Below are 21,289 nucleotides of genomic sequence, written 5' to 3'. Positions count from 1 at the left end.
ACCGAAAGCGACGGGAAAGCCATTACCGATCAGGACCGGCGTCGACGAAGGGGACATCATGTCCGTTCCGCACTACCGTTTCCATATCGCCGGGGAATGGGTCGACTCGTCGCGGCGACGCGAGATCCGCAACCCCGCCACCGGTGAGCTGGTCGCCACCGTGGCCATGGGAACCACCGAGAACGTCGACCAGGCCGTGGCCGCCGCGAAGGCCGCGCACGAGGCCGGCGAGTGGCGGCGCACCCCACCGGAGAAGAGAGCGGCCTTACTGCACGCCGTCGCGGACCGTGTTGAGGGGCGAGCGCAGGAACTGGCGATCCTGCAGACCCGGGAGAACGGCGCGACCATCCGCGTCACCTCGGCATTGCACCTCGGCCTGTCGCTCGGCCACCTGCGCTACCTCGCCGATCTGGCGCGGACCTACCGGTTCGAACGGCCTGGGCCCGCGATCGGCCCGATCCCGGCCGAGGGCGTGCTGCGGCGTGAGCCGCTGGGCGTGGTCGCCGCGATCGTGCCGTGGAACATCCCGCTGCTGGTGACGGTGTGGAAGGTCGCCCCGGCGCTCGCCGCGGGCAACACGGTGGTACTCAAGCCGGACGAGCAGGCCCCTCTGATCGCCCTCGAGCTGGCGCGGGAGTTCGAGGCGGCCGGGCTGCCGCCGGGGGTGCTCAACGTGGTGACCGGCGACGGCGACCCGGTCGGTGCGCATCTGTGCTGCCACCCCGACGTCCGCAAGGTGGCGTTCACCGGCTCGACCGAGGTCGGCAGGTCCATTCTCGCCGCGTCCGCCGACACGGTGAAGCGGGTGACACTCGAACTCGGCGGCAAGGGACCCAACATCATCCTGGCGGACGCCGACCTCGACCTCGCGGTCGACGGCGCGCTGTTCGCGGCGCTCGCCAACAACGGCCAGGCCTGCGAGGCGGGGACTCGGCTACTGGTGCCGAGCGCGTTGCAGGACGAGATCGTGCGGCGCCTCGTCGCGCGCGCCGCCACGCTGCGCCTCGGTGACCCGCTTGATCCGGCCACCGACGTCGGCCCCGTCATCAGCGAGCGTCAGCGTGACCGCATCGTGGGCTATCTGGAATCGGCACGTGCGGACGGGGCGACGATCGCGTGCGGCGGAGGCGTACCGAGCGGCCCGCCCTTCCGCAGCGGTCACTGGGTCGAGCCGACGGTGGTCACCGGCGTGTCCCACCAGTCCGCGATCGCGCGGGAGGAGGTTTTCGGTCCCGTGCTGACCGTGCTGCCCTACGAGTCGACGGAGCAGGCCGTGGCGATCGCGAACGACAGCGACTACGGGCTGTCCGCCGGGGTCTGGAGCCGCGACGAGGAACGCGCCCTCGACATCGCCCGTCAGCTCGAGGCCGGGATGGTCTACGTCAACGACTGGCACGTGATCCCCCCGGCGTACCCGTTCGGCGGCTTCAAACAGAGCGGGCTCGGTCGTGAGGGCGGCCCGGACGCACTCGACGAGTACACCGAGGCCAAGTTCATCTCCCTCGACCGGTCCGGCGGACTGGAGAACCGCGCCGCGTTCGCGCTCGTGCTCGGCACTCCACCGACCGGTGGGGCCTGAGTGCACCTGCGGACGAGCGTCCCAGCATCGGGTGACGGGAGACGACATGGATTTCGGCGAGAGCACGGAGCTCGCCGCGCTGCGCGAGGCGGTCGCGGCCATCATGAAGCCCTACGGCGGCACGTACTACACGCGGCGGGCGTCGGCTGGTCAGCCCACGGACGAGGCGTGGGGCGCCCTCGCCGCGGCTGGGTTCCTCGGCGTCAACCTGCCCGAGGAACACGGCGGCGGCGGCGGGGGGATCGTCGAGCTCGCGGCGGTGTGTGAGGAGGCGGCGGCAGCCGGATGCCCGCTGTTGTTGCTGCTTGTGTCGGCCGCGATCTCGGGCGAGGTGATCTCCCGGTTCGGTGATGACGACCAGCGGCGCCGGTGGCTGCCCGGGCTCGCCGACGGCAGCCACAAGATCGCCTTCGCGATCACGGAACCGGACGCCGGTTCGAACACCCACCGGCTCGCGACCCGCGCGGTGCGTGACGGGTCCGACTGGATCGTCGATGGACAGAAGTACTACATCTCCGGTTTCGACGAGGCCGCGGCGGTCCTCGTCGTGGCCCGCACCGGCCACGGTGGGGGCAGCCGTCACGGCGGCAGTCCTCCCGGCGGTGGCAGCCCTCCCGGCGGCGCCGGCGGGCCGGCGGGGGCGGCCGCCGACCGGCCCCGGCTGTCGCTGTTCCTGGTGCCCACAGACGCGCGCGGACTCGTCGCGCATCCGCTGCCGGTGTCGGCCGGGCTGCCGGAGAAACAGTTCACCCTGTTCTTCGACGGTGTGCGGGTGCCGGCCGACGCCCTGATCGGCGAGGAGGGCGATGGTTTCCGGCAGGTCTTCCACGGGCTCAATCCGGAGCGCATCACCGGCGCGGCGCTGTGCGTGGGCATCGGTCGCAACGCGCTGCGGCGGGCGGCGGAGTACGCCTCGTCGCGGCGGGTCTGGGACACGCCCATCGGCGCGCACCAGGGCGTGTCGCATCCGCTCGCCGCCGCGCGGATCGAGGTCGCGCTCGCCGGGCTGATGACCCAGAAGGCCGCCTGGCAGCACGACCACGGTGTCGCGGCCGCCGAGGCGTCCAACATGGCCAAATACGCCGCCGCCGAGGCGGCGGTGGGCGCCGTCAACCAGGCCATCCAGACCCACGGTGGCAACGGCATGGCCACCGAGTTCGGCCTGGTGCCGCTGTGGGGGCTGGCCCGGCTGCTGCGCATCGCGCCGGTCAGCCGGGAGATGATCCTCAACTACGTCGCCCAGCACAGCCTCGGACTTCCCCGGTCGTACTGATGAGGACGGCGGACATGGACCACCCGACGACCGGCCCGCACCCGGCGCGCATCGGCGCCGCCGGGCCGACCGACCAGCATCTCTGGCACGCGCGCGTAGCGGAGGCCTCGGTGCTGACCTCGCGCCTGGACACCCGCGCGGAGCAGTACCGCGCGAACCGTCGTGCCCAGACGGCGAACCTGGCCCAGCTCGACGCCCAGCTCGCGATCGCGCTCGGCGGCGGCGGCGCGCGCTACCGGGAGCGCCACCATGCTCGCGGCCGGCTGCTGGTGCGGGAACGCATCGAGCTGCTGGTCGACCAGGACGCGCCCTTTCTCGAACTGTCCTCGCTGGCCGCGTGGGGCAGCGAGTTCACCGTGGGTGGCAGTGTGGTCACCGGCGTCGGTCAGGTGGCTGGCGTCGAGGTGGTGATCATTGCCCATGACCCGACGGTGCGCGGCGGCACGATGAACCCCTTCTCGCTGCGCAAGACCCTGCGGGCCCTGGAGATCGCCCGGCGCAACCGGCTGCCGGTCATCAACCTGGTCGAGTCGGGCGGCGCGGACCTCCCCAGCCAGGCGGATCTCTTCGTGCAGGCCGGCAGGATCTTCCATGACCTCTCCGAGCTGTCCGCCCAGGGCGTGCCGACGATCGCGCTGGTGTTCGGCAACGCCACCGCCGGCGGCGCCTACGTCCCGGGCATGTGCGACTACGCGGTGCTGGTGGACGGCCAGGCCAAGGTGTTCCTCGGCGGGCCGCCGCTGGTGCGGATGGCGACCGGAGAGGACGCCGACGCGGAGCGGCTCGGAGGCGCCGCCATGCACGCGCGGGTCTCGGGCCTGGCCGATCACTTCGCCCGCGACGAGCGTGACGCGCTGCGCATCGGCCGTCGCATCGTCTCCGAGCTGAACTGGCGCAAGGCGGGACCCGGGCCGAGCCTGCCGGTCGAGCCGCCCCGCTACGACCCGGACGAGCTGCTCGGCATCGCTCCGGCGGACTTCCGGGTCCCGTTCGATCCCCGCGAGGTGCTGGCCCGCGTCGTCGACGGATCCCGGTTCGGGGAGTACAAGCCCGACTACGGAACCAGCCTGCTGACCGGTTGGGCGGCCGTGCACGGCTTCCCGGTAGGCGTGCTGGCCAATGTCAACGGCGTGCTGTTCAGCGAGGAGGCCCGCAAGGCCGCCGAGTTCATCCAGCTGGCGAACCAGGTGGACACCCCGCTGCTGTTCCTGCAGAACACCACCGGCTACATGGTCGGCACCGCGTTCGAGCAGGGCGGCATCATCAAGGACGGCGCAAAGATGATCAATGCTGTCACGAACAGCACGGTGCCGCATGTGACGATCAACATGGCGGCCTCGTTCGGTGCCGGCAACTACGGGATGTCCGGCCGCGCCTACGACCCGCGCTTCATGTTCTCCTGGGTCGGCGCGCGCTGCGCGGTCATGGGCGCCGCCCAGCTCGCCGGCGTGCTGTCGATCGTCGGGCGGGCCGGGGCCGAGGCCGCCGGCCGCCCGTTCGACGAGGCCGCCGACGCCGCCCGCCGGGAGGCGATCGAGCGCCAGATCGACGCGGAGTCACACGCGTTCGCGATGAGCGGCCGCGTCTACGACGACGGCGTCCTCGACCCCCGGGACACCCGCACGGTGCTCGCGATCGCGCTGTCCGCCGCGCACTGCGCACCTGTCGAGGGACGCCGTGGCTACGGCGTCTTCCGGATGTGAGCCGACCTATGACCACGATCAGGAAACTGCTGGTGGCGAACCGCGGGGAGATCGTCTCCCGGGTCTTTCGCACCGCCCGTGAGCTGGATGTCGCGACGGTCGCGGTGTACTCCGACCCGGACGCCGAGGCGCCCTTCGTGGCCGAGGCCGACGAGGCGGTGCGCCTGCCCGGAGCGACGCCGGCCGAGACCTACCTGCGGGCCGACCTGGTGATCGACGCCGCGCGACGGACCGGCGCCGACGCCGTGCATCCCGGCTACGGCTTCCTGTCCGAGAACGCCGCCTTCGCCCGGCAGTGCCGCCAGGCCGGGATCGTCTTTGTCGGACCGCCGCCCGAAGCGGTCGAGGCGATGGGATCCAAGACCACCGCGAAGAAGATCATGGCCGAGGCCGGGGTGCCGGTGCTTCCCGGCCTGCTGGTGGACGCCGAGCTGCGCGCCGACGACGCCCGGCTGAGCGCCGCGGCCACAGCGCTGGGCTTCCCCGTACTGGTGAAGGCCGTCTATGGCGGCGGCGGCCGGGGGATGCGCATCGTCACCGGCCCGGACGAGCTGGCCGGCACGGTCGCCAGCGCCTGCCGGGAGGCCGAGTCCGCCTTCGGTGACGGTGCCGTGTTCCTGGAGCGCTACGTCGAACGGCCCCGCCACGTCGAGGTCCAGATCTTCGCCGACACTCAGGGCGAGGTGGTGCACCTGTTCGAGCGGGAGTGCTCGGTTCAGCGGCGCTACCAGAAGATCATCGAGGAGGCGCCGTCCCCGGCGGTCGACGACGGCCTGCGGGCGAGGCTGGGTGCCGCGGCCGTGACGGCGGCACGGGCCGTCGACTACGTCGGCGCCGGAACCGTCGAGTTCGTCCTGGACCAGGCCGGCGACTTCTACTTCCTGGAGATGAACACGCGCCTGCAGGTCGAGCATCCGGTCACGGAGATGATCACGGGGTTGGACCTGGTCCGCGCCCAGATCCAGGTCGCTGAGGGGGCGCCGCTGCCGGCGGAGCTACGCGCCGCGCACATCGGCGGGCACGCCGTCGAGGCCCGGCTCTACGCCGAGGATCCAGCTGCCGGCTTCCTGCCGTCGGCCGGCACGCTCGTCCGATTCGACGTGCCTGATCTGCCGGGGGTCCGGGTCGACACCGGCGTGCGGGCCGGGACGCCCGTCCAGGTGTATTACGATCCGATGCTCGCGAAGGTGATCGCCCATGGCCCCACCCGCGAGCTCGCCGTGCGCCGCCTCGCCGCCGCCCTGGCCCGCAGCCACGTCGACGGCCTGGCGACCAACCGGGACCTGCTGGTCGCGATTCTGCGCGAGGAGCAGTTCCTGGCCGGCGAGATCGACACCGGCTACCTGGACCGGCATGACCCGGCCAAGCTCGGCGCGCCGCCCGCGGACGAGGACCGCACGGTGGCGCACCTGGCGGCGGTGGTCCTGGCCGAGGCCGAGACGAGGCGTGCCCGCCGCGCGCTGCTGCCGACGCTTCCCTCCGGCTGGCGCAACGTCGGGAGCAGCCCACAACTGGTCACGGTCGAGGTGGCCGGCACGACGCTCGAGATCGGCTATCGCCACGTCCACCACCGACCCCCAGAGGCCGACAGCGCCGCGCACAGGGCGGCCGACGGCTTCGACGTGTGGGTGGACGGCCGGCGGGCCCGGGTCGCGCTGCATCGGGTGGCGGCGAGGGCGGATGGGTCCACGACCGTCGACCTCACGGTAGCCGGTGTCCGTTGTGTGCTGCTGGTGGCCCGGGACGGCCCGGTCGCCCACGTCCATGGCCGCGGCGGCACGACGGTCGCGCGGATCCTGCCTCGGTTCGTCGAGCCCGGCGCGGTCGTCGAGCCCGGCTCGTTGGTGGCGCCGATGCCGGGCACCGTCGTGCGGGTAGCGGTCGAGGTCGGCGAGCGCGTGTCGGCCGGCGATGCCGTGCTCGTCCTGGAGGCGATGAAGATGGAGCACACCGTGACCGCCCCCGGCCCGGGGGTCGTGCGGGAACTGGCGGCGACTGTCGGGAGCGTCGTGGACGGCGGCCGGGTGCTCGCCGTCCTCGAACCCGACCCGGAACCGACGCAACGCGCCCCGGCATCGACGCCCGGGGTGACCCGGTGAGCGGCGACCCGGTGACCACCGCTCGAGAGGGCGCGCTGGTGCGCTACGAGGTGAGCCCGAGTGGCGTCGCGACGGTGACTCTCGACGACCCGGCGACCCGCAACGCGCTGCGCGACCCGCTACTCGACGACCTGCTGGCCCGCCTGGAGCACGCCCGGGCCGACCCCGCCGTCCGGGTCGTCGTGCTCGCGTCGGCGGATGATCGGGTCTTCTCCAGCGGCGGCGACCTGAAGTCGTTCGCGAGCGACACGCCCCTGATCGAGAAGTACGCGGGCATCGACCGCTTCCCCCGGCTGTTCCGGCTGCTCGGCGGGCTGGGCAAGCCGACCATCTGCGCGGCGAGCGGCGATGTGCTCGCGGGCGCGTTCGGACTGGCGCTTGCCTGTGATCTGGTGGTCGCTCGCGAGGACACACGGTTCGGCTGCCCGGAGATCAAGGTGGGCGTGTTTCCCTTCATGATCTCGGCCCTCCTCTACCGCAGCGTACCGCGGGCGGTGGCGAACGAACTGATGATGACCGGCCGGATGATCTCCGCGGTGCAGGCCGCCGAGCTGCACATCGTGAACGCGGTGGTGCCCGCCGCCGACTTCGACGAGGAGGTCGGCCGATGGGCCGGCCTCGTCGCATCCCGTTCGCCGCTGCTGATGCGGATGGGAAAGCAGGCCCTGGACGCCACCCGCGACCTTCCGCTCGACGCCGCCCTGGACTATCTGCGGGCACAGCTGGCCCTGGCGTTCGGTACCGAGGACCTCCGCGAGGGAGTCTCCGCGTTCCGGGACAAACGGGAACCTCGCTGGACGGGGCGGTGACAGCGCACTCGTCATCCCGCGATCCGCTGGTCCACGGCCGCCGGAAACATGTGAGTGCGTGCTAATTCCTCAGCTGGGCGTACATGGCTTCCAGGTCGGCGGACAGCTGCGACTTGACCCATCGGGTGGTGTCGTCGGCCAGCACCTCGTGCGCCCCCGCCTCGATGCCGTCGAGCGCGGCCACGGCGACGTCGCGGGGGTCGGACTTGGGCGCGTCGATACTCGACGTCATGTCGGTGTCAACGTAGGCCACGTGAAGCCCGGTCACCGCGATGCCGCGCGGCCGCAGCTCCAGGCGCAGAGAGTTGGTCTGCGACCACAGCGCGGCCTTGGAGGCGCTGTAGGGCGTGCCGTTGGCCAGCCAGGACAGGACGGAGTGGACGTTGAGGATGTGACCTCCGCCGTTGCGCTCGATGATCGGCGCGAAGACCCGGGTGATCAGCAGCGGCCCGTAGAAGTTGGTCTCCAGGTCCCGGCGCACGTCCTCCATCGGGGAGTTGAGGTACGAAGCGCCGACGGAGGCGCCGGCGTTGTTGATCAGGATGGTGACGTCCTGGGCCTGCGCGGCGGCGGCTGCCACGGATGCCGGGTCGGTGACCTCGAGCTCCAGCGCAACGGCCTCGGGGTGCGTCACCGAGCGCGGGTCACGGGCCGTGGCGTAGACCGTGCCGGCACCGCGCGCGTAGAGCTCCTCGACCAGCGCCTTGCCGATACCCCGGCTGCCTCCGGTGACGAAGACGCTGGCGCCCTTGATCGCTGTCATGACTACCTCCAGGAAGCGGGAAACCGATAGGTTTCCGCCACCGTAAACCGATCGGTTTTCTCGTGCAAGTCGGTTGAGACCTTCCTCGAGACCCATAGCGATCATGTGGGTTCGAGGCTTCCGGCGGAGCACGTCCTCGGCGCGCGCTCGGAAGCCCAGCGCCCCTGTCGCGCTCGGGTCCTCCGCGCGGACGCCACCCGGAAACCGGTCGGTTTTCATCCACTCCCCGTTCGGTTAGCCTCGCGGTATGACCACCAGGGCGAAACCAAGCCCCAGGGAGCGGCTGCTGGAGGCGGCGGCCACGCTCACCTACCGGGACGGCGTCGGCGTCGGCGTCGAGGCGCTGTGCAAGGCGGCGAGAGTCTCGAAGCGCTCCATGTACCAGCTGTTCGACAGCAAGGACGAACTGCTCGCGGCGAGTCTGGAGCGGCGCACCTCCGCCTACGCGGCGGCACTCCTGCCCGCGGCGGACGACGGTCGTTCCCCCCGGGAGCGGATTCTGCATGTCTTCGAGCAGGTGGAAGCGCAGTCGGGTGCGCCCGAGTTCTACGGCTGCCCCTTCCTGGCCGCGCAGATCGAGCTCAAGGACCAGAGCCACCCCGCGAGCCGGGTCGCCCATGGGGCCAAGGAGAACCTGACCGCCTTCTTCCGTGCCGAGGCGGAGCAGGGCGGGGCGAGCGATCCCGGTCTGCTGGCCCGACAGCTCAGTCTGGTCTTCGACGGTGGCAGCGCCCGCGCGGGCATCGGCGCGGACCGACTGACGGGACTCCTCGCGCCCATGGTGATCATCCTGCTCGACGCGGCGGGCGTGCGCTGACGATTCGTCCCTCCAGAACGCCTCCTACCGCACTGTGTTCGGGGTCAGCCCCATGGCCTGCGCTGACCCTGCCCATGCCGCCGTCCTCCCCGTCAGACCGACAACCAGGTCCGCCGGCCAGCACACGCGACCGTGGCTGGATGCCCGCGCGGAGATCGCGCGGCTTGTGCGCCCATTGGTGGGTACGACCTGAGGCGGCCTGCCGGTACGTGGACGGCACCTCCTGGCGATCCCGTCCGCGCGCCGACGACCACCGCACCAGCCGCCACCGGCCGCGGCCCCGGTCCCCGGCTGTCTGGCGAACGGCTGGATCGTCCACAGGAGGAGCGTCATGACCACCGCACGCGACATCATGCACCGGGACGCCACCTGCATCGGATCGAGCGAAACCCTGCTCGACGCCGCCCGGATGATGAAGGACCTCGGCGTCGGCGCGCTGCCGATCTGCGGCGAGGACGACCGGTTGCAGGGCATCATCACCGACCGCGACATCGTCATCCGCTGTCTGGCCGCCGGGGGCGACCCGGCGACCACCCCGGCAAGCGCGCTCGCCCAGGGCACTCCGTTCTACGTCGACGCCGACGCCCACGTCGACCAGGTGCTGCACAGCATGAGCCAGCACCGGGTGAAGCGAGTACCGGTGATCGAGAACCACCGTCTCGTCGGAATGATCAGCGAGGCGGACCTGGCCTCCAGCGGCCAGCTGAGCGAAACGCAGCTCGGCCAGCTCGTCGAGGCCGTCAAGTCCGGCCCCGCCGACCAGGTCGCCTGACCAGCACAGCGGCACGGCCCCGAGGCCGCCCGGGACACGGGCGGCCTCGGCGACGGCTGCGGCGGCGACCCTGGTCCACGGCGGTCGCGAGGCCTGCGCCAGGTATGCAGCTTGCGTGGCTCGGTGGTAGGACCGCGGTTCTGATCGTTTCTCAGCCGCCACCTTTGAGTATCTCGTAGAGAACGGTCCAGTTCTCGGTGCCGCGGCCCGCGGTGACGGCCTGGTCGTAGTGCGCCTTGACGGCTTTGGGTAGCCGTGTGTCGATGCCGGCCTTCTCGCTCGTCCACACGATGTGGTTCGCTGTGGCGCCCATCATCCGCGCCGTGCTGAGGGCCCCGGGGTGTTCGCCGGCCTCCAGACGTCTGGCCAGGTCCCGTCCGTCTCCGATCATCGTCGGGATGTCGGTGAGGGTGTTCAGCGCGCCGGGTAGGAAGTCGGCGGCCGGGATACCCGCGGCGGTGACGAGCGCGGTGGCGTGGAGCAGACCTGACAGGGCGGTGAGGAAGACGTCGAGGTGGGCCTGGTAGAAGAGTTGGGCCAAGCCTGGGTCCTCCCCGAGGTACCTGGGCTCGCCGATCAGTCTGAGCATCGGTTCGTGGACGTCGAACACCGTGCGGGGTCCGCTGTAGAACACATATGCCCCTGGCCCTCCCACGGCGGGAGCGGGCACCATCACGCCTCCTGTCACGAAGCTCGCTCCGTGTCTGGCCGCCCACTCCGTCGCATCCCGGGAGACGTCGGGCGTATCCGAACTGAGATTGACCAGGACCTTGCCGGCAAGAACACCGGAGGGTCGCGAACTCTCGGCTACCGGGCCGAGGATGTCGTACATCGCCTGGTAGTCGGTGAGGCTGAGGATGGTCAGCTCGCTGGCGGCAACCGCGGCTGTCGGTGTGGGCGCCAGCGTGGCGCCCCTGGCGATGAGGTCGTCGGCGCGCCCCTCACTGGATGGCCGGACCGCAGCAGGGACGCGGCCATCGCTCGACCCATCGGGCCAAGGCCGATGACCGTCACGGGAGCCTCACCGCCCTCGCCGCTCATCGGGACTTCCTGAGCTCTTCGACGATGCGGGCGGTGCCCTGCCTGCCGTACCCGGCGGCGATCTGCCGGCGCACGATGTCAAGTACGGGCCGCAGCACCTCGACACTGACGCCCTGGTCGAGGCTGGCCGTCACCAGCGAGTCCAGCGCGACCTCAGTGAACTCAAGGCTCTGCTGACCCACCCCGGCGTAGTCCTTGGCGTCTACGGTGGCGGCGAGCCCGACCAGCTGGCCGGTCATGGCAGCGAGGAAAGGCGCCTGCCGTCGAGCGAACTCGACTGCCGACACGCCTTCGGCACCGACCATCGCCGCGCCGTGGAGGAAGCCGGTGAACATCGTGTACATCCCGACGAGCATCGCCATGTCGCAGAGCGAGGCGATACCGGGGTCGATCCCGAGGTAGTCGCTCTGCCCCCACAGATCGAGCAGTTCCCGGTTCTTGTCGAAGGCGGCCTCGGGGCCGCTGTAGAAGATCGCCGTACCCGGGCGGCCGATCGTCGCGGGGACGGCCATGATCGCGCCGTCAAGGTAGGTGACGCCGTGCTTCGCCGCCCAGGTCGCGAGCCCGCGAGCCTGGTTCGGTGTCGTCGTCGTCAGATTGATCATGGTGCGTCCGGCCAGGTTGGCGGCGACCGGATCGACCACAGCGCGCACCGACTGATGGTCGAACAGGCACACGACGATCACTCCGTCCCCGCTGATCGCCTCCTCGACGGTCTCGGCAACGGTGGCGCCACGCTCGCCGAGAGTCCGTGCTCTGCTCGGAGTGCGGTTCCACACCATGGATGGTCGGCCGGCGTCGAGAGTCGCGGCGGCGAGCGCGCTGCCCATCGCGCCCAAGCCCAGGAAGGTGGTACGGCTCGTCATGAATTGTCCCTTGCTCTCGCTCGGTGGTCTGGCTGGCGTGCCGTCAGGACACTCCGTCCGAACCTTCCTCTCCGGCAAGTACCTACTATTTTGTTCAATACTCACCAGGAAGTAAGTGCCCAGCTGGGGCGAGGTGGAGGGTCTGATGGCGACGAGCGTGAGGCGAGGTCCCTACGTCTGCGGCATAGACGCCGGTATGGACGTGGTGTCAGGCAAGTGGAAGTCGCTGATCCTTTGGGAGCTGAACAACCACGGCACCCGGCGGTTCGGAGAGCTGCGGCGCGGCCTTCCCGGTGTCAGCGAGAAGATGCTCATCCAGCACCTGCGCGAGATGGAGGAGGACGGCCTGGTCCACCGTGAGGTGTATCGGGAGGTCCCACCCCGGGTCGAGTACTCCCTCACCGAGCACGGCACATCACTCAACGAGGCCCTCCGCCCGCTGGGTGAGTGGGGGAAACAACGTTGCGGGCGTCTCGCCGCCGCGGACGCGCTCGAATCCGCGTAACCAGCGGCGCCTCGCTGCTCACGATCCATGTGGCGCGGGCGGTGTACGATGTCGTGATCCGCGGCGGCGCCGAGTGCCGGCCGCCCACCGGCGGCTTCTACGTCTACCCGGACTTCGAGCCGCTGCGCGAGACGCTGGCCGGCAAGTCCGTCGTCGGCGGGGAGTCGCTGCAGCGGCACCTGCTGGACAACTGCGGGATCGCGGTGCTGGCCGGTGTCCATTTCGGCGACGCCGCCCGCGCGCTGCGATTCCGCACGGCGACCAGCATTCTCTACGGCGCGACGCGGGCCGAGCAGCAGGCCGCCCTGGACGCCCCGGACCCGCTGGCGGTTGGCCACGTGCGCGCCGCGCTCGACGCCATCGAGGCCGGATTCGCCGAACTCGCGGGGCCTTAGCCGATGCCACCCTGCGCCCCGGTCACCCGCCCTGAGGGGCACACCACGCTGAAGGGTCAACATGTGAAACCGAAAGGAGGCTGGATGAACGTGTCCGGGTACAGAACGCTCGCGTCGATCTGCATCTTGAGCTTCGTGCTCGCGCTCGATGTCACCATCGTCAACGTCGCCCTGCCCCGGATTCAGGACGCCTTCGCCGTGTCGACCGGGTCACTCGGCTGGGTCGTCGTCACGTATTCGCTGACCTTCGCGACGTTGATGTTGTCCGGCGGTGCCTGGTCGGACAGGTTCGGTCACGCGCGGGTATTCAGGTACGGCATCCTCGTCTTCGGCGCCGGCTCGCTGATCGACGCGGTCGCGCCGAACTTCTGGCTGCTGGTGCTCGGCCGCGCGGTGCAGGGCGTCGGAGCCGCGATGTGCGCACCGGCGGGCCTCGCGGTGCTGCGTTCCAGCGTTCCGCCGCAGCAACTGGGGCGCGCTATCGCGCTGTGGACCTTCTCCCAGTCGGTGGCCGTGTCCGCCGGGCCGATCCTGAGCGGTGCCCTCGTCCAGTTCCTGACCTGGCGCAGCGTGTTCGTGATCAACGTCGTGGTCGTTGCGCTGATCACGTGGTTGATGCTGCCGGACGTGCGAGACAAAGCGAGCGAAGCTCCAGCGAAGCAACGGAAGTGGGACGCCTACGGGCAGGCTCTCTACGCGGTGTCGTCGGGCTTGTTCGTCGGCAGCTTCATCTTTCTGCGGCACCCGTCCGGCACCTTCGAATGGTCACTTCTCGCCGTCCTCCTGGCGGTGTCCGGAGCTGGCCTGTACGCGTTCTTCCGGCACGAGCGGCGGTTCGTCGACCCGGTGCTCCCGGCCTCCTTGCTCAAGAACAAGGAATTCCAGGCAGCCGTGATCATCGGAGGCTTCATCGTCTTTGTCAACTTCGGACTGGTCTACTGCCTCGGCCTGTACTACGGGGCCGATCACGGATTCACGCCGCTCGAGGTGGGTGTCATGTTCCTGCCGATGATGCTTGCCTGCGCCGTGTCGACCACCCTCGTGGAGCGGATCCGGCGCGCGATCGGTACCCGCGTGACGATCGCCGCCGGAATCGCGTCGAATCTCGTGGGCTCGATGTTCATCTGCGTTCGGCCCGACAACGTCGGTTGGGTCGTCGCGAACGCCGCGTTCCTGGGATTCGGAGTCGGCCTCGCGATTCCTCCGCTGGGCGCCCGCCTGCTCGGGTCGGTGGACGTGAAGATATCCGGTGTGGCCGGTGGCATGCTCAACTCCACGCGCAACTTCGCTATCGCCCTCGGGGTCGCTGTCCTGGGGACCATGGTGGAGGGTTCCAGGACATCGGTCCATGTGGAGCTCCGCGCGATCAGCGCGGTCTGCGCGCTGATCATGCTCGTCGCGCTCGCCGCGTACCTGGCTACCACCAGAGCGGAAAGCCGGACCGAGAACCCACCGAAAGGCGCCGCCACCGAGATGGTGCCCGCCGGCTGCGGCAAAGGAGGTAGTACGCGGTGGACGACGCCCGCCCGGTGGCCCGTCTGGTCGAGGAGACCGTAGGCGAAGACGTCGTGGTCCACCTCCCCGGGACGACGCCTGGGGGAGGTGCGGGAGTTCGATTCTCCCGCGGTGCACGCCTGGTTGAGGCAGGTCGGGGCCCCGCATCGTCCACACGAGCGGGGCCCCGATGTCTGTGGCCTGGCCGCGTCGCCTCTCGCGGATTCGGGCCGCAAGCCGCGGTCAGACCGTGTGCCGGCGCCGGCACAGTCTCCCTCGCGGTCCGCGGGCGGCAGCAGGATCTCCGCCTGCAGGACCGAGTAGCCGTCGCCCCACGGCACGCGGAGCGCGTCGACAGGCCGACAGCGTGTCTAATACGGCCGGCGTGCGTTGATCCAGTCGATGGCATCCTGCACGGTGTTGATCTCCTCGGCGTCCTCGTCGGAGATGCCGATGGCGAACTCCTCTTCCAGGGCCATGCCCAGCTCGACAAGGTCCAGGGAGTCCGCTCCCAGGTCGTCGACGAACGACGCGTTGCTCGTCACCTTCTCCGGCGTGACTTTCAGCTGCTCCACGACGACGCCTTTTACGCGCTCCTCGACGGTGGACACTCCGCGGCCTCCTGCTCCGGTGTGCATGGGAACGGATACGACCCGCATATTCTCTGATCGGCCCACCCGGCGAGCTCCGCCGGCCACTTCTGGTAGGTGATGCTCGCCACGTGGTCTCTGTCCCGCCTCACGCCATCTGCGCGCTGCCCGGGCCCCGTCAACGAGACAGCGAGGACGTCGTCGTGGACAGGCGCGGGGAGACGGTGCGTGCCCCCCCGACAACATCGTGTGAGAGTCTCATGTCGGCTTGGAGGCGCTGTAGGGCGTGCGGTCGGCCGGCCAGGACAGGGCGGAGCGGGCGTTGAGGATGTGACCTCCGCCGTTGGGCTGGGTGATCGACGCGAAGGCCCGGGTGACCAGCAGCGGCCCGGAGAAGTTGGTCTCCGCCACTCCGAGGTTCCGTTGGTGCGATATGTTCGTTTTTTTGGTCTGTCCATTGACAGAATGGGCGTGTTCGGACGATCGTTATGCCTATGCTGTCGTTCGCGTTCAGTGAAGAGCAGGAAGCCTTTCGGGCGACTCTTGAGGACTACGCGCGCTCCGCTCTCGCGCCGGCCTACCGCGAACGCGCCGCGTCCGCCGAGTTCCCGTTCGAGGCCCTCGGTCAGCTCGGCGAGCTCGGGCTACTGGGTATCGGTCTGCCCAAGGAGTACGGCGGTACCGAGGAGGAGGATCCGATCATGCTCGGCCTCGCCGCCGAGACCCTTGCGTACGGGGACGTGAACGTCGCCGCGGCGCCTGTCCAGGTGGGTCTGACCGGATCGCAGCTCGCCCTCGCGGGGGAGGAGGTCAGGGAGCGATACCTGCCGCCGCTGATCGAGGGGCGGGAGACCGTGGCGATCGCGCTGACCGAGCCGGGCTCCGGCTCCGACGCCTCCGCGATGCGCACGGTGGCGAACCCGGTGGGGGATGGCTGGCGGCTGAGCGGGGAGAAGACCGCCATCACCTGGGCGATGAACGCCAGCAGTGTTGTGGTGTACGCGCGCGAGCCCGGTACGACCGGTGCGCGCGGGGTGAGCGCCTACCTGGTGCCGATGGACGCCGAGGGTCTTACACGCCATCACCTCGCTGGCATGGGCTGCCTTCCGCTCGGGTGGGGCACGCTGCACTTCGACGACGTCTTCGTCCCGTCGACGTACCGTATCGGCGAGCATGGCGCGGGTTTCCGCGCCGTGATGAGCCATTTCGACTTCAGCCGTGCGGCGCTCGGCCTGCTCTGCCTCGGTGCCGCCAGAGCCAGTCTCGACGAGGCGCTCGCCCACTCGCAGCAGCGCCGCGCCTTCGGCCGGCCGATCGCCGACTTCCAGGGCATCTCGTTCCTGCTTGCCGAGCAGGCCACCTACGTCGAGGCGGCCCGATGGATGTGCTACCGGGCGCTGTGGCTGCGCGCGAGTGGGCAGCCGCACACGGCGCAGGCCTCGATGAGCAAGTGGTGGCCACCGGTGGTGGCGAAGAACGCCATCGAGGCGGCCATCCGGGTGCACGGCAACCTCGGGTACGCCGTCGAGTTCCCGCTGCAGCAGCGCTATCGGGACGTGTTCGCCTACCTGATCGCCGACGGCACCGCCGAGATCCAGAAGAAGATCATCGCCAGGGAGGCCTACCGGCGCGGCGCCATCGTCTGGTGACACGGCTGACGGCTGACGGCTGACGGTCGATGCCCGGGTGGGACCTGTGGTCGCAGCGATGCTGTCTGTAGCTCCTGGCCTCCAGCCCCTCTGACCAGCGATGGCGACGAACATGGCGGACGTTGTGTGGAGAGTGCGTCTTGCGAAAATGGTCTAACCATTCTATTTTCGGCTGTGATCCGTGCCACGAGGAGGTCTCAGTGTCCGATACTCTCCCGACCGTCCACAGCCGCTATACCGACGAGCAGATAGCCGCCTTCTACGCGTCCGGGCACTGGCAGGCATCGAGCTTCTTCAGCGTGGCCACGGACAAGGCCCGCTCCGGTCACAGCCGCACCTTCGTCTTTGACGGGACAACCAGCCTCACCTACGGCGAGTTCCACGAGCGGACTGTGCGGCTGGCCGCGGGGCTTGCCGCCATCGGCATCGGACGAGGTGACCGGGTGGCCGTCCAGTTACCCAACTGGACGGAGTTCCCGCTGGTGGCCGCGGCGCTGTCCCGGATCGGCGCGATCACCGTGCCGATCATGCCGATCTACCGCGACGACGAGGTCGGCTATGTCCTCGACCACAGCGGTGCGGTCGCCGCGGTCACCGCCGACACCTTCCGGGGCTTCGACCACCGGGCGATGTTCCAGTCCCTGCAAGCCGGACGGGACCACCTCAAGCGGATCATAGTCGCCCGCGGGGAGGGTGGTGACCTCGCCGGGGCGACAGCGCTGGAGTCCCTCTTCGCCGAGGGTGACCCGTCCGATCTCGATGAGGCGCTCGGCCCGGACAGCTCACCGGATGACGGGTTCCTGATCGTCTACACCTCGGGTACCACCGCGCGCCCGAAGGGCTGCTTCCACACCTTCAACACCCTGCGGGCCAGTGCGGCGGCGATCGGTGCGAGCCTGCGCTACACCGCCGAGGACGTCCAGTTCGGCCCATCGCCCATCACACATAGCACCGGGCTGGTCACCAGTGTGGTGCTCCCCCTGCTGGCCGGAGCGAGCTCGCACCTCATGGAGGCGTGGGACCCGCAGGAGGGGCTGGCGCGGATCGAACGCCACGGCTGCACTGTGGCCGTCACGGCCACGCCGTTCCTGCAGATGCTGATGGCGGCCTACGACCCCGCCAAGCACGACCCCGCCAGCATGCGCGCCTGGGTCTGTGCCGGGTCACCGATACCGGGGGCCGTCGTGGAACAGGCCAGACAGGTGCTGCCGTGCTGCCGCACGCTGAGCCTCTACGGACGCTCCGAGAACTTCCTCACGACGATGTGCACGATCGAGGACCCGCCGGAGCGTGCCGTCCTCTCGGATGGCTCCGCGCTTGCCGGGGCCCGGGTCAGGGTCGTGGGGCCCGACGGTCTGGAGCTTCCTCGCGGCGAGGAGGGTGACCTCGCCTACAGGGGCCCCAGTCACATGATCGAGTATTTCCGTGACGAGGAGCAGACGGCCGCCCTGTTCACACCTGACGGCTTCTCCCGCAGCGGAGACCTGGGGCGTATGGACGCCGACGGCTTCGTCCGGGTCACCGGCAGAATCAAGGACATCATCATCCGTGGCGGGATGAACATCAGCGCCCGGGAGATCGAGGATCACCTGCTTACCCACCCGGCCATCGCGAGCGTGGCCGTCGTCGGCATGCCCGACGAGCGGCTCGGGGAGAAGGCCTGCGCGTTCGTCGTGCTGGCCCCGGGTGCCGACTCGCTCGCTCTCGACGACGTCACCGACTACCTGCGCGCACAGCGCGTGGCCGTCCAGAAGGTGCCCGAGCGGCTCGAGATCGTTTCGGCGTTGCCGATGACCGCCACGGGCAAGGTGCGGAAGCACGTCCTGCGCGCCGAGATCAGGCGAAGGCTTGTGGCGTGAGCGCGTCCGTCACCACGGGACGCACATGCGTTCGCTGCTGCGTGCGAGCGGCGGCTGTGAGCGCCCTGGACGGGACGTCGGCGCCCGTGCCTGCCGACGAGCTACGGCGTCGCTACGAGGAACTCGCCCGTCGGCACTCGGTCGAACTGCGGCTGTCCGCCGTGGTCGCCAGGGGAGGCGGAATCTCGGGCCTGATCGGCTCCGCCGCGGAACTCACCGCGAATCCGCTCTGGCTGATCGACCCGAGACGTCGACTGGTGTCCAGGTCCGTCGTCGCGCGCGGCTCCGACTTGCGGCCGCCTGACCTGGACCTGCTCCTCGGACCGTGCGGACCGGTCGACGTCGCCTCGGCGAAGCCGGTACTGATCCCCGCCCAGCCCGCCCGCGGCCTCGCCCGGCGGCACCTTCTGGTCCCGGTCGCCCGCGACCGGCGACTGTTCGCCTGGCTGGTCATGGCGGAGGTGGCGGCACGACTCGGTGCCGACGAAGCGAACCTGACCCAGCGGACCGCGTTCCATCTCGCGACGGAGTACGCGGTGCAGCGCCGGGTGGCGCGCGCGTCCTGGAACGCGCGCGCCGCGTTCGCCCGCCAACTGGTGCGCGGGTCCCAGACCGACGCCGACCTGCTCGCCTCAGCGGACTATCTCGGAGTACGCGCCGACGCCGGCCGCGTGCTCGTCTACATCGGCGACCATCCTTCGGACGAGCTCCGTGACGACGAGGTCCTCTCCGATCTGGTCGCCCGGGAGCTCGGCGTGGAGATACTGGCGGCCCGGGGCCGTGAGGGCACCATCCTGCTCGTCGAGGTTCCCGAAGGCGCCGCGAGCGTCGCGTTCGTGCACCAGGTGAAGCGCGTGATGTGGCACGCCATGGCCCGGTTGGGCGAGCCAGAGGCCATTGTCGGAGTGTCCGCCGTGTCCAGGCCCGACGGCCTCCAGCGGGCGTACCGCGAGACCCGTGAGGTCGTGCTGTGTATTGACCGCTTCGGGCGTCCACCCAACACGGTGATCGCCGTCGATGACCTCGGCCCCGCGCGCCTGTTCGTCGCGAACAGTGACATCGGGTCCGTGCGACGGTATGTGCACGACGTGCTGGGCGCGCTGCTGGGCGACGCCCCTGGCCTGGCCGACCTGCTGCGGACTCTTCAGTGCTTCTTCGCCACCGGCCGATCGGTGCGTGAGTCCGCCGCCCGCCTGGGGATCCACGAGAACACCGTCCGACTGCGGATGGCGAAGGTGCACGACCTCACCGGGCTCGACGTGGCCGCGAACGCGAACGATCAGCTCAGCGCCCAGACCGCGTTGCTGGTGCTGCGGCTGGAAGGCTGTCCGGCGCTCCCGCCGTTCGTCGAGTGCCAGGCGGACGCCGACCCGGAGCAGCCGGTCCGGGTGAAGAAGGACACCGCCTGATGCTCAGCGCCGCACGCCCATCGACCCGCACACCGGCGCCGTCCAGCGCAGTGCCCTGGACTCACTGAGCAGCCGGTCCCAGCCGGCGCTGACGTTCGCGGGGAAGGGCCGAGGCCTCCGCTCCTCCAGGCCCACGTGCACGAGCACGATCTCCACCGTGCAGGCCAGTCGCTCGCGGGACTGATCGACCAGAAACGACATGAGGTGGACCACCTTGTCCGAGAGATCCAGCACCCGCGTGTGCCCGGAGAAGGCGTCGCCGGTCTGCAGCTCCGACAGGTAACGCAGGTGGTGCTCAGCGGTGAACAGGGTCATTCTCCGGTCGAGCCGGTAGGCCTGGTCGATCCCGACGGCATGGCAGAGCCGATCGGCGCTCTGGGCGCCGGCGTCAAGGTAGTGGCGGATGTTCATGTGCCCGTTGAAGTCGATGAACTCCGGCTCGACCTTCGCCTCGACCAGCGCCGGGAGCTGCGTGACCTGATCCCAGGTGGGTGCCTGCGTCGTCGGAGACATCATGGTCCGACTCTATGGTCGGCCGGCACCGGGGCGGATCGCGGCGACTGTCGGTTTCCACAGCGCGTGGGTCGCGTCCGGGCGTCCCCGCTGGATCAACCACCAGTATTTGGTCATTCCATTGGTCGAAAGTGTGCCCGGTCTGCGAGACGATGCGGCGGTGAACTCCGACCTCACTCTTGGCGTCGCCGTCAACGACGAGCTCCTCGCGGCCGCTCCGGCGGCGCGCCGGGCCATCCTCGACCACCTGGCCGACGCCGGCCTCGACCATCTCACAGTCGGTGACCACATCAGTTTCCATGGCGGCACGGGCTTCGACGGGATCGTCGCCGCGACGACCGCGCTCGCGTCGCATGACACCCTCAAGGTGCTGATCGGCGTCTACCTGGCGGGCCTGCGCCATCCGATGGCCACCGCCCGCTCGCTCGCGACGCTGACCCAGGTCGCGCCCGGCCGGCTGATCCTGGGAGTCGGAGTCGCCGGGGAGGACCGCGCCGAGGTCAGCAACATGGGCGTCGACCCGGCGACCCGCGGTCGCCGCATGGACGAGACCCTCGGGCTGCTGCGCCGGCTGGCGACAGGTGAGGCTGTCGACCATCGGGGGCGGTTCTTCCAGCTTGAGAACGCGCGGATCCTTCCTGCCCTTGAGCCCAGGGTTCCGATCCTCATCGGAGGCGCGGGGGAGGTGGCGGTGCGGCGGACGGCCGCGGACGGCGACGGCTGGCTCGGGATGTGGTGCTCGGCCCGCAGATATGCCGCCACCCACCAGCAAATCCTGGCTGCGTGTTCCGCGGCCGGCCGGCCCGCGCCCACCTTCGCGGGGCTCAACGTCTGGGTCGGTTTCGGCCGTGACGCCGCGACCGCGAGGGCGGCGCTGGGGGAGCGGATGTCACACCTCTACAACCTGCCCGCCGAGAAGTTCGCGCACATCAGCGCGGCCGGCACGCCGCGGGACGTCGCCGGGTTCCTCACTCCCTACGTTCAGGCGGGTGCGCGGACGCTGACCCTGATACCCGTCGCCGACACGGTGCACGCGGCGATCGAGCAGGCCGCCGAAGTCCGGGATCTGCTCCGCGGCCAGGCGGTCGAAGCCCCGTGACCAACCGGCAAGGCCGCGACCGAAACCGCGCGACATCGGTCGCTTCGCCCCGGC

The 21,289-nt window shown here is 70.1% G+C and carries 19 protein-coding genes and 1 pseudogene; 14 read left to right on the top strand and 6 right to left on the bottom strand.

What is annotated here, in order from left to right:
- Window positions 1–58 precede the first annotated feature (58 nt).
- The 5 genes from AC6EXY_RS03970 to AC6EXY_RS03950 are packed head-to-tail and all read left to right on the top strand — an operon-like array spanning window position 59 to window position 7,463.
- Window positions 59–1,579: an aldehyde dehydrogenase family protein gene (locus AC6EXY_RS03970; protein WP_101831472.1), complete on the top strand. Its 1,521-nt coding sequence runs from the start codon at window positions 59–61 to the stop codon at window positions 1,577–1,579.
- A 46-nt stretch (window positions 1,580–1,625) separates the two neighbouring features.
- Window positions 1,626–2,852 carry an acyl-CoA dehydrogenase family protein gene (locus tag AC6EXY_RS03965; protein WP_499842291.1) on the top strand — a complete coding sequence of 409 codons (1,227 nt, stop codon included), beginning with the start codon at window positions 1,626–1,628 and terminating at the stop codon, window positions 2,850–2,852.
- Window positions 2,853–2,866: 14 nt separating this feature from the next.
- Window positions 2,867–4,555, top strand: a complete 1,689-nt coding sequence (locus AC6EXY_RS03960; protein ID WP_499816617.1) for an acyl-CoA carboxylase subunit beta — start codon at window positions 2,867–2,869, stop codon at window positions 4,553–4,555.
- Window positions 4,556–4,563: 8 nt separating this feature from the next.
- Window positions 4,564–6,654 carry an ATP-binding protein gene (locus AC6EXY_RS03955; RefSeq protein WP_101831475.1) on the top strand — a complete coding sequence of 697 codons (2,091 nt, stop codon included), beginning with the start codon at window positions 4,564–4,566 and terminating at the stop codon, window positions 6,652–6,654.
- The gene (locus AC6EXY_RS03950) at window positions 6,651–7,463 is read left to right on the top strand and encodes an enoyl-CoA hydratase/isomerase family protein (RefSeq protein ID WP_499816618.1); all 813 of its coding nucleotides are present in this window, start codon (window positions 6,651–6,653) and stop codon (window positions 7,461–7,463) included. The genes AC6EXY_RS03955 and AC6EXY_RS03950 overlap by 4 nt, the downstream gene beginning before the upstream one ends.
- 61 nt (window positions 7,464–7,524) lie before the next feature.
- Here the strand turns inward: AC6EXY_RS03950 and AC6EXY_RS03945 are convergent, their stop codons facing one another.
- Window positions 7,525–8,226 (bottom strand): SDR family oxidoreductase, encoded by a 702-nt coding sequence (locus AC6EXY_RS03945; protein ID WP_101831476.1) that lies wholly within the window; start codon window positions 8,224–8,226, stop codon window positions 7,525–7,527.
- A 247-nt stretch (window positions 8,227–8,473) separates the two neighbouring features.
- On the opposite strand from AC6EXY_RS03945, the gene AC6EXY_RS03940 reads away from it, so the two are divergent.
- Both AC6EXY_RS03940 and AC6EXY_RS03935 read left to right on the top strand, forming a co-directional pair.
- Window positions 8,474–9,043: a TetR/AcrR family transcriptional regulator gene (locus AC6EXY_RS03940; protein WP_101831477.1), complete on the top strand. Its 570-nt coding sequence runs from the start codon at window positions 8,474–8,476 to the stop codon at window positions 9,041–9,043.
- 331 nt (window positions 9,044–9,374) lie between these two features.
- A complete protein-coding gene (locus AC6EXY_RS03935) occupies window positions 9,375–9,815 on the top strand; it encodes a CBS domain-containing protein (RefSeq protein WP_101831478.1) in 441 nt (146 codons plus the stop codon).
- A gap of 151 nt (window positions 9,816–9,966) precedes the next feature.
- Here AC6EXY_RS03935 and AC6EXY_RS03930 read toward each other — a convergent pair.
- Together AC6EXY_RS03930 and AC6EXY_RS03925 are read right to left on the bottom strand one after the other, a co-directional pair.
- Window positions 9,967–10,856 (bottom strand): annotated as a pseudogene (locus AC6EXY_RS03930) (NAD(P)-dependent oxidoreductase).
- The gene (locus AC6EXY_RS03925; RefSeq protein ID WP_499816619.1) at window positions 10,853–11,722 is read right to left on the bottom strand and encodes an NAD(P)-dependent oxidoreductase; all 870 of its coding nucleotides are present in this window, start codon (window positions 11,720–11,722) and stop codon (window positions 10,853–10,855) included. The pseudogene AC6EXY_RS03930 and the gene AC6EXY_RS03925 overlap by 4 nt, the downstream one beginning before the upstream one ends.
- 145 nt (window positions 11,723–11,867) lie before the next feature.
- On the opposite strand from AC6EXY_RS03925, the gene AC6EXY_RS03920 reads away from it, so the two are divergent.
- The 3 genes from AC6EXY_RS03920 (at window position 11,868) to AC6EXY_RS03910 (ending at window position 14,179) form a co-directional block, all read left to right on the top strand.
- Window positions 11,868–12,227 carry a winged helix-turn-helix transcriptional regulator gene (locus AC6EXY_RS03920; protein WP_101831547.1) on the top strand — a complete coding sequence of 120 codons (360 nt, stop codon included), beginning with the start codon at window positions 11,868–11,870 and terminating at the stop codon, window positions 12,225–12,227.
- A 41-nt stretch (window positions 12,228–12,268) separates the two neighbouring features.
- On the top strand, window positions 12,269–12,622 hold the full coding sequence (locus AC6EXY_RS03915) for a hypothetical protein (RefSeq protein ID WP_133150642.1): 354 nt from the start codon (window positions 12,269–12,271) through the stop codon (window positions 12,620–12,622).
- 84 nt (window positions 12,623–12,706) lie between these two features.
- Window positions 12,707–14,179 (top strand): MFS transporter, encoded by a 1,473-nt coding sequence (locus tag AC6EXY_RS03910; RefSeq protein ID WP_499816620.1) that lies wholly within the window; start codon window positions 12,707–12,709, stop codon window positions 14,177–14,179.
- A gap of 308 nt (window positions 14,180–14,487) precedes the next feature.
- Here AC6EXY_RS03910 and acpP read toward each other — a convergent pair whose 3' ends face one another.
- Together acpP and AC6EXY_RS03900 are read right to left on the bottom strand one after the other, a co-directional pair.
- Window positions 14,488–14,727 (bottom strand): acyl carrier protein, encoded by a 240-nt coding sequence (acpP, locus tag AC6EXY_RS03905; RefSeq protein WP_101831483.1) that lies wholly within the window; start codon window positions 14,725–14,727, stop codon window positions 14,488–14,490.
- 237 nt (window positions 14,728–14,964) lie between these two features.
- Window positions 14,965–15,117 (bottom strand): hypothetical protein, encoded by a 153-nt coding sequence (locus AC6EXY_RS03900; protein ID WP_207770262.1) that lies wholly within the window; start codon window positions 15,115–15,117, stop codon window positions 14,965–14,967.
- A 77-nt stretch (window positions 15,118–15,194) separates the two neighbouring features.
- Between AC6EXY_RS03900 and AC6EXY_RS03895 the strand changes: the two genes are divergently transcribed.
- The 3 genes from AC6EXY_RS03895 (at window position 15,195) to AC6EXY_RS03885 (ending at window position 19,623) form a co-directional block, all read left to right on the top strand.
- Window positions 15,195–16,355, top strand: coding sequence for an acyl-CoA dehydrogenase family protein (locus AC6EXY_RS03895; RefSeq protein WP_243407438.1), 1,161 nt, complete (start codon window positions 15,195–15,197; stop codon window positions 16,353–16,355).
- Between the two features lie 200 nt (window positions 16,356–16,555).
- Window positions 16,556–18,214 (top strand): AMP-binding protein, encoded by a 1,659-nt coding sequence (locus tag AC6EXY_RS03890; protein WP_101831485.1) that lies wholly within the window; start codon window positions 16,556–16,558, stop codon window positions 18,212–18,214.
- Between the two features lie 56 nt (window positions 18,215–18,270).
- Complete coding sequence (locus AC6EXY_RS03885; protein WP_133150643.1) at window positions 18,271–19,623, top strand: PucR family transcriptional regulator; 1,353 nt, start codon at window positions 18,271–18,273, stop codon at window positions 19,621–19,623.
- Between the two features lie 3 nt (window positions 19,624–19,626).
- Here the strand turns inward: AC6EXY_RS03885 and AC6EXY_RS03880 are convergent, their stop codons facing one another.
- Entirely contained in the window at window positions 19,627–20,139 is a 513-nt protein-coding gene (locus AC6EXY_RS03880) for a thioesterase family protein (RefSeq protein ID WP_207770263.1), read from the bottom strand.
- Between the two features lie 157 nt (window positions 20,140–20,296).
- Between AC6EXY_RS03880 and AC6EXY_RS03875 the strand changes: the two genes are divergently transcribed.
- On the top strand, window positions 20,297–21,235 hold the full coding sequence (locus AC6EXY_RS03875) for an LLM class flavin-dependent oxidoreductase (protein WP_243407439.1): 939 nt from the start codon (window positions 20,297–20,299) through the stop codon (window positions 21,233–21,235).
- The last annotated feature ends 54 nt before the right edge of the window (window positions 21,236–21,289 follow it).

The sequence above is a fragment of the Frankia sp. RB5 genome (assembly GCF_059816245.1).
This window is presented reverse-complemented; position numbering and strand designations above follow the sequence as displayed.

Coding starts and splice junctions, on each gene's coding strand:
- AC6EXY_RS03970 (WP_101831472.1), top strand. CDS start 59: ATGTCCGTTCCGCACTACCGTTTCCATATCGCCGGGGAATGGGTCGAC.
- AC6EXY_RS03965 (WP_499842291.1), top strand. CDS start 1,626: ATGGATTTCGGCGAGAGCACGGAGCTCGCCGCGCTGCGCGAGGCGGTC.
- AC6EXY_RS03960 (WP_499816617.1), top strand. CDS start 2,867: ATGGACCACCCGACGACCGGCCCGCACCCGGCGCGCATCGGCGCCGCC.
- AC6EXY_RS03955 (WP_101831475.1), top strand. CDS start 4,564: ATGACCACGATCAGGAAACTGCTGGTGGCGAACCGCGGGGAGATCGTC.
- AC6EXY_RS03945 (WP_101831476.1), bottom strand. CDS start 8,226: ATGACAGCGATCAAGGGCGCCAGCGTCTTCGTCACCGGAGGCAGCCGG.
- AC6EXY_RS03940 (WP_101831477.1), top strand. CDS start 8,474: ATGACCACCAGGGCGAAACCAAGCCCCAGGGAGCGGCTGCTGGAGGCG.
- AC6EXY_RS03935 (WP_101831478.1), top strand. CDS start 9,375: ATGACCACCGCACGCGACATCATGCACCGGGACGCCACCTGCATCGGA.
- AC6EXY_RS03925 (WP_499816619.1), bottom strand. CDS start 11,722: ATGACGAGCCGTACCACCTTCCTGGGCTTGGGCGCGATGGGCAGCGCG.
- AC6EXY_RS03920 (WP_101831547.1), top strand. CDS start 11,868: ATGGCGACGAGCGTGAGGCGAGGTCCCTACGTCTGCGGCATAGACGCC.
- AC6EXY_RS03910 (WP_499816620.1), top strand. CDS start 12,707: ATGAACGTGTCCGGGTACAGAACGCTCGCGTCGATCTGCATCTTGAGC.
- AC6EXY_RS03895 (WP_243407438.1), top strand. CDS start 15,195: ATGCCTATGCTGTCGTTCGCGTTCAGTGAAGAGCAGGAAGCCTTTCGG.
- AC6EXY_RS03880 (WP_207770263.1), bottom strand. CDS start 20,139: ATGATGTCTCCGACGACGCAGGCACCCACCTGGGATCAGGTCACGCAG.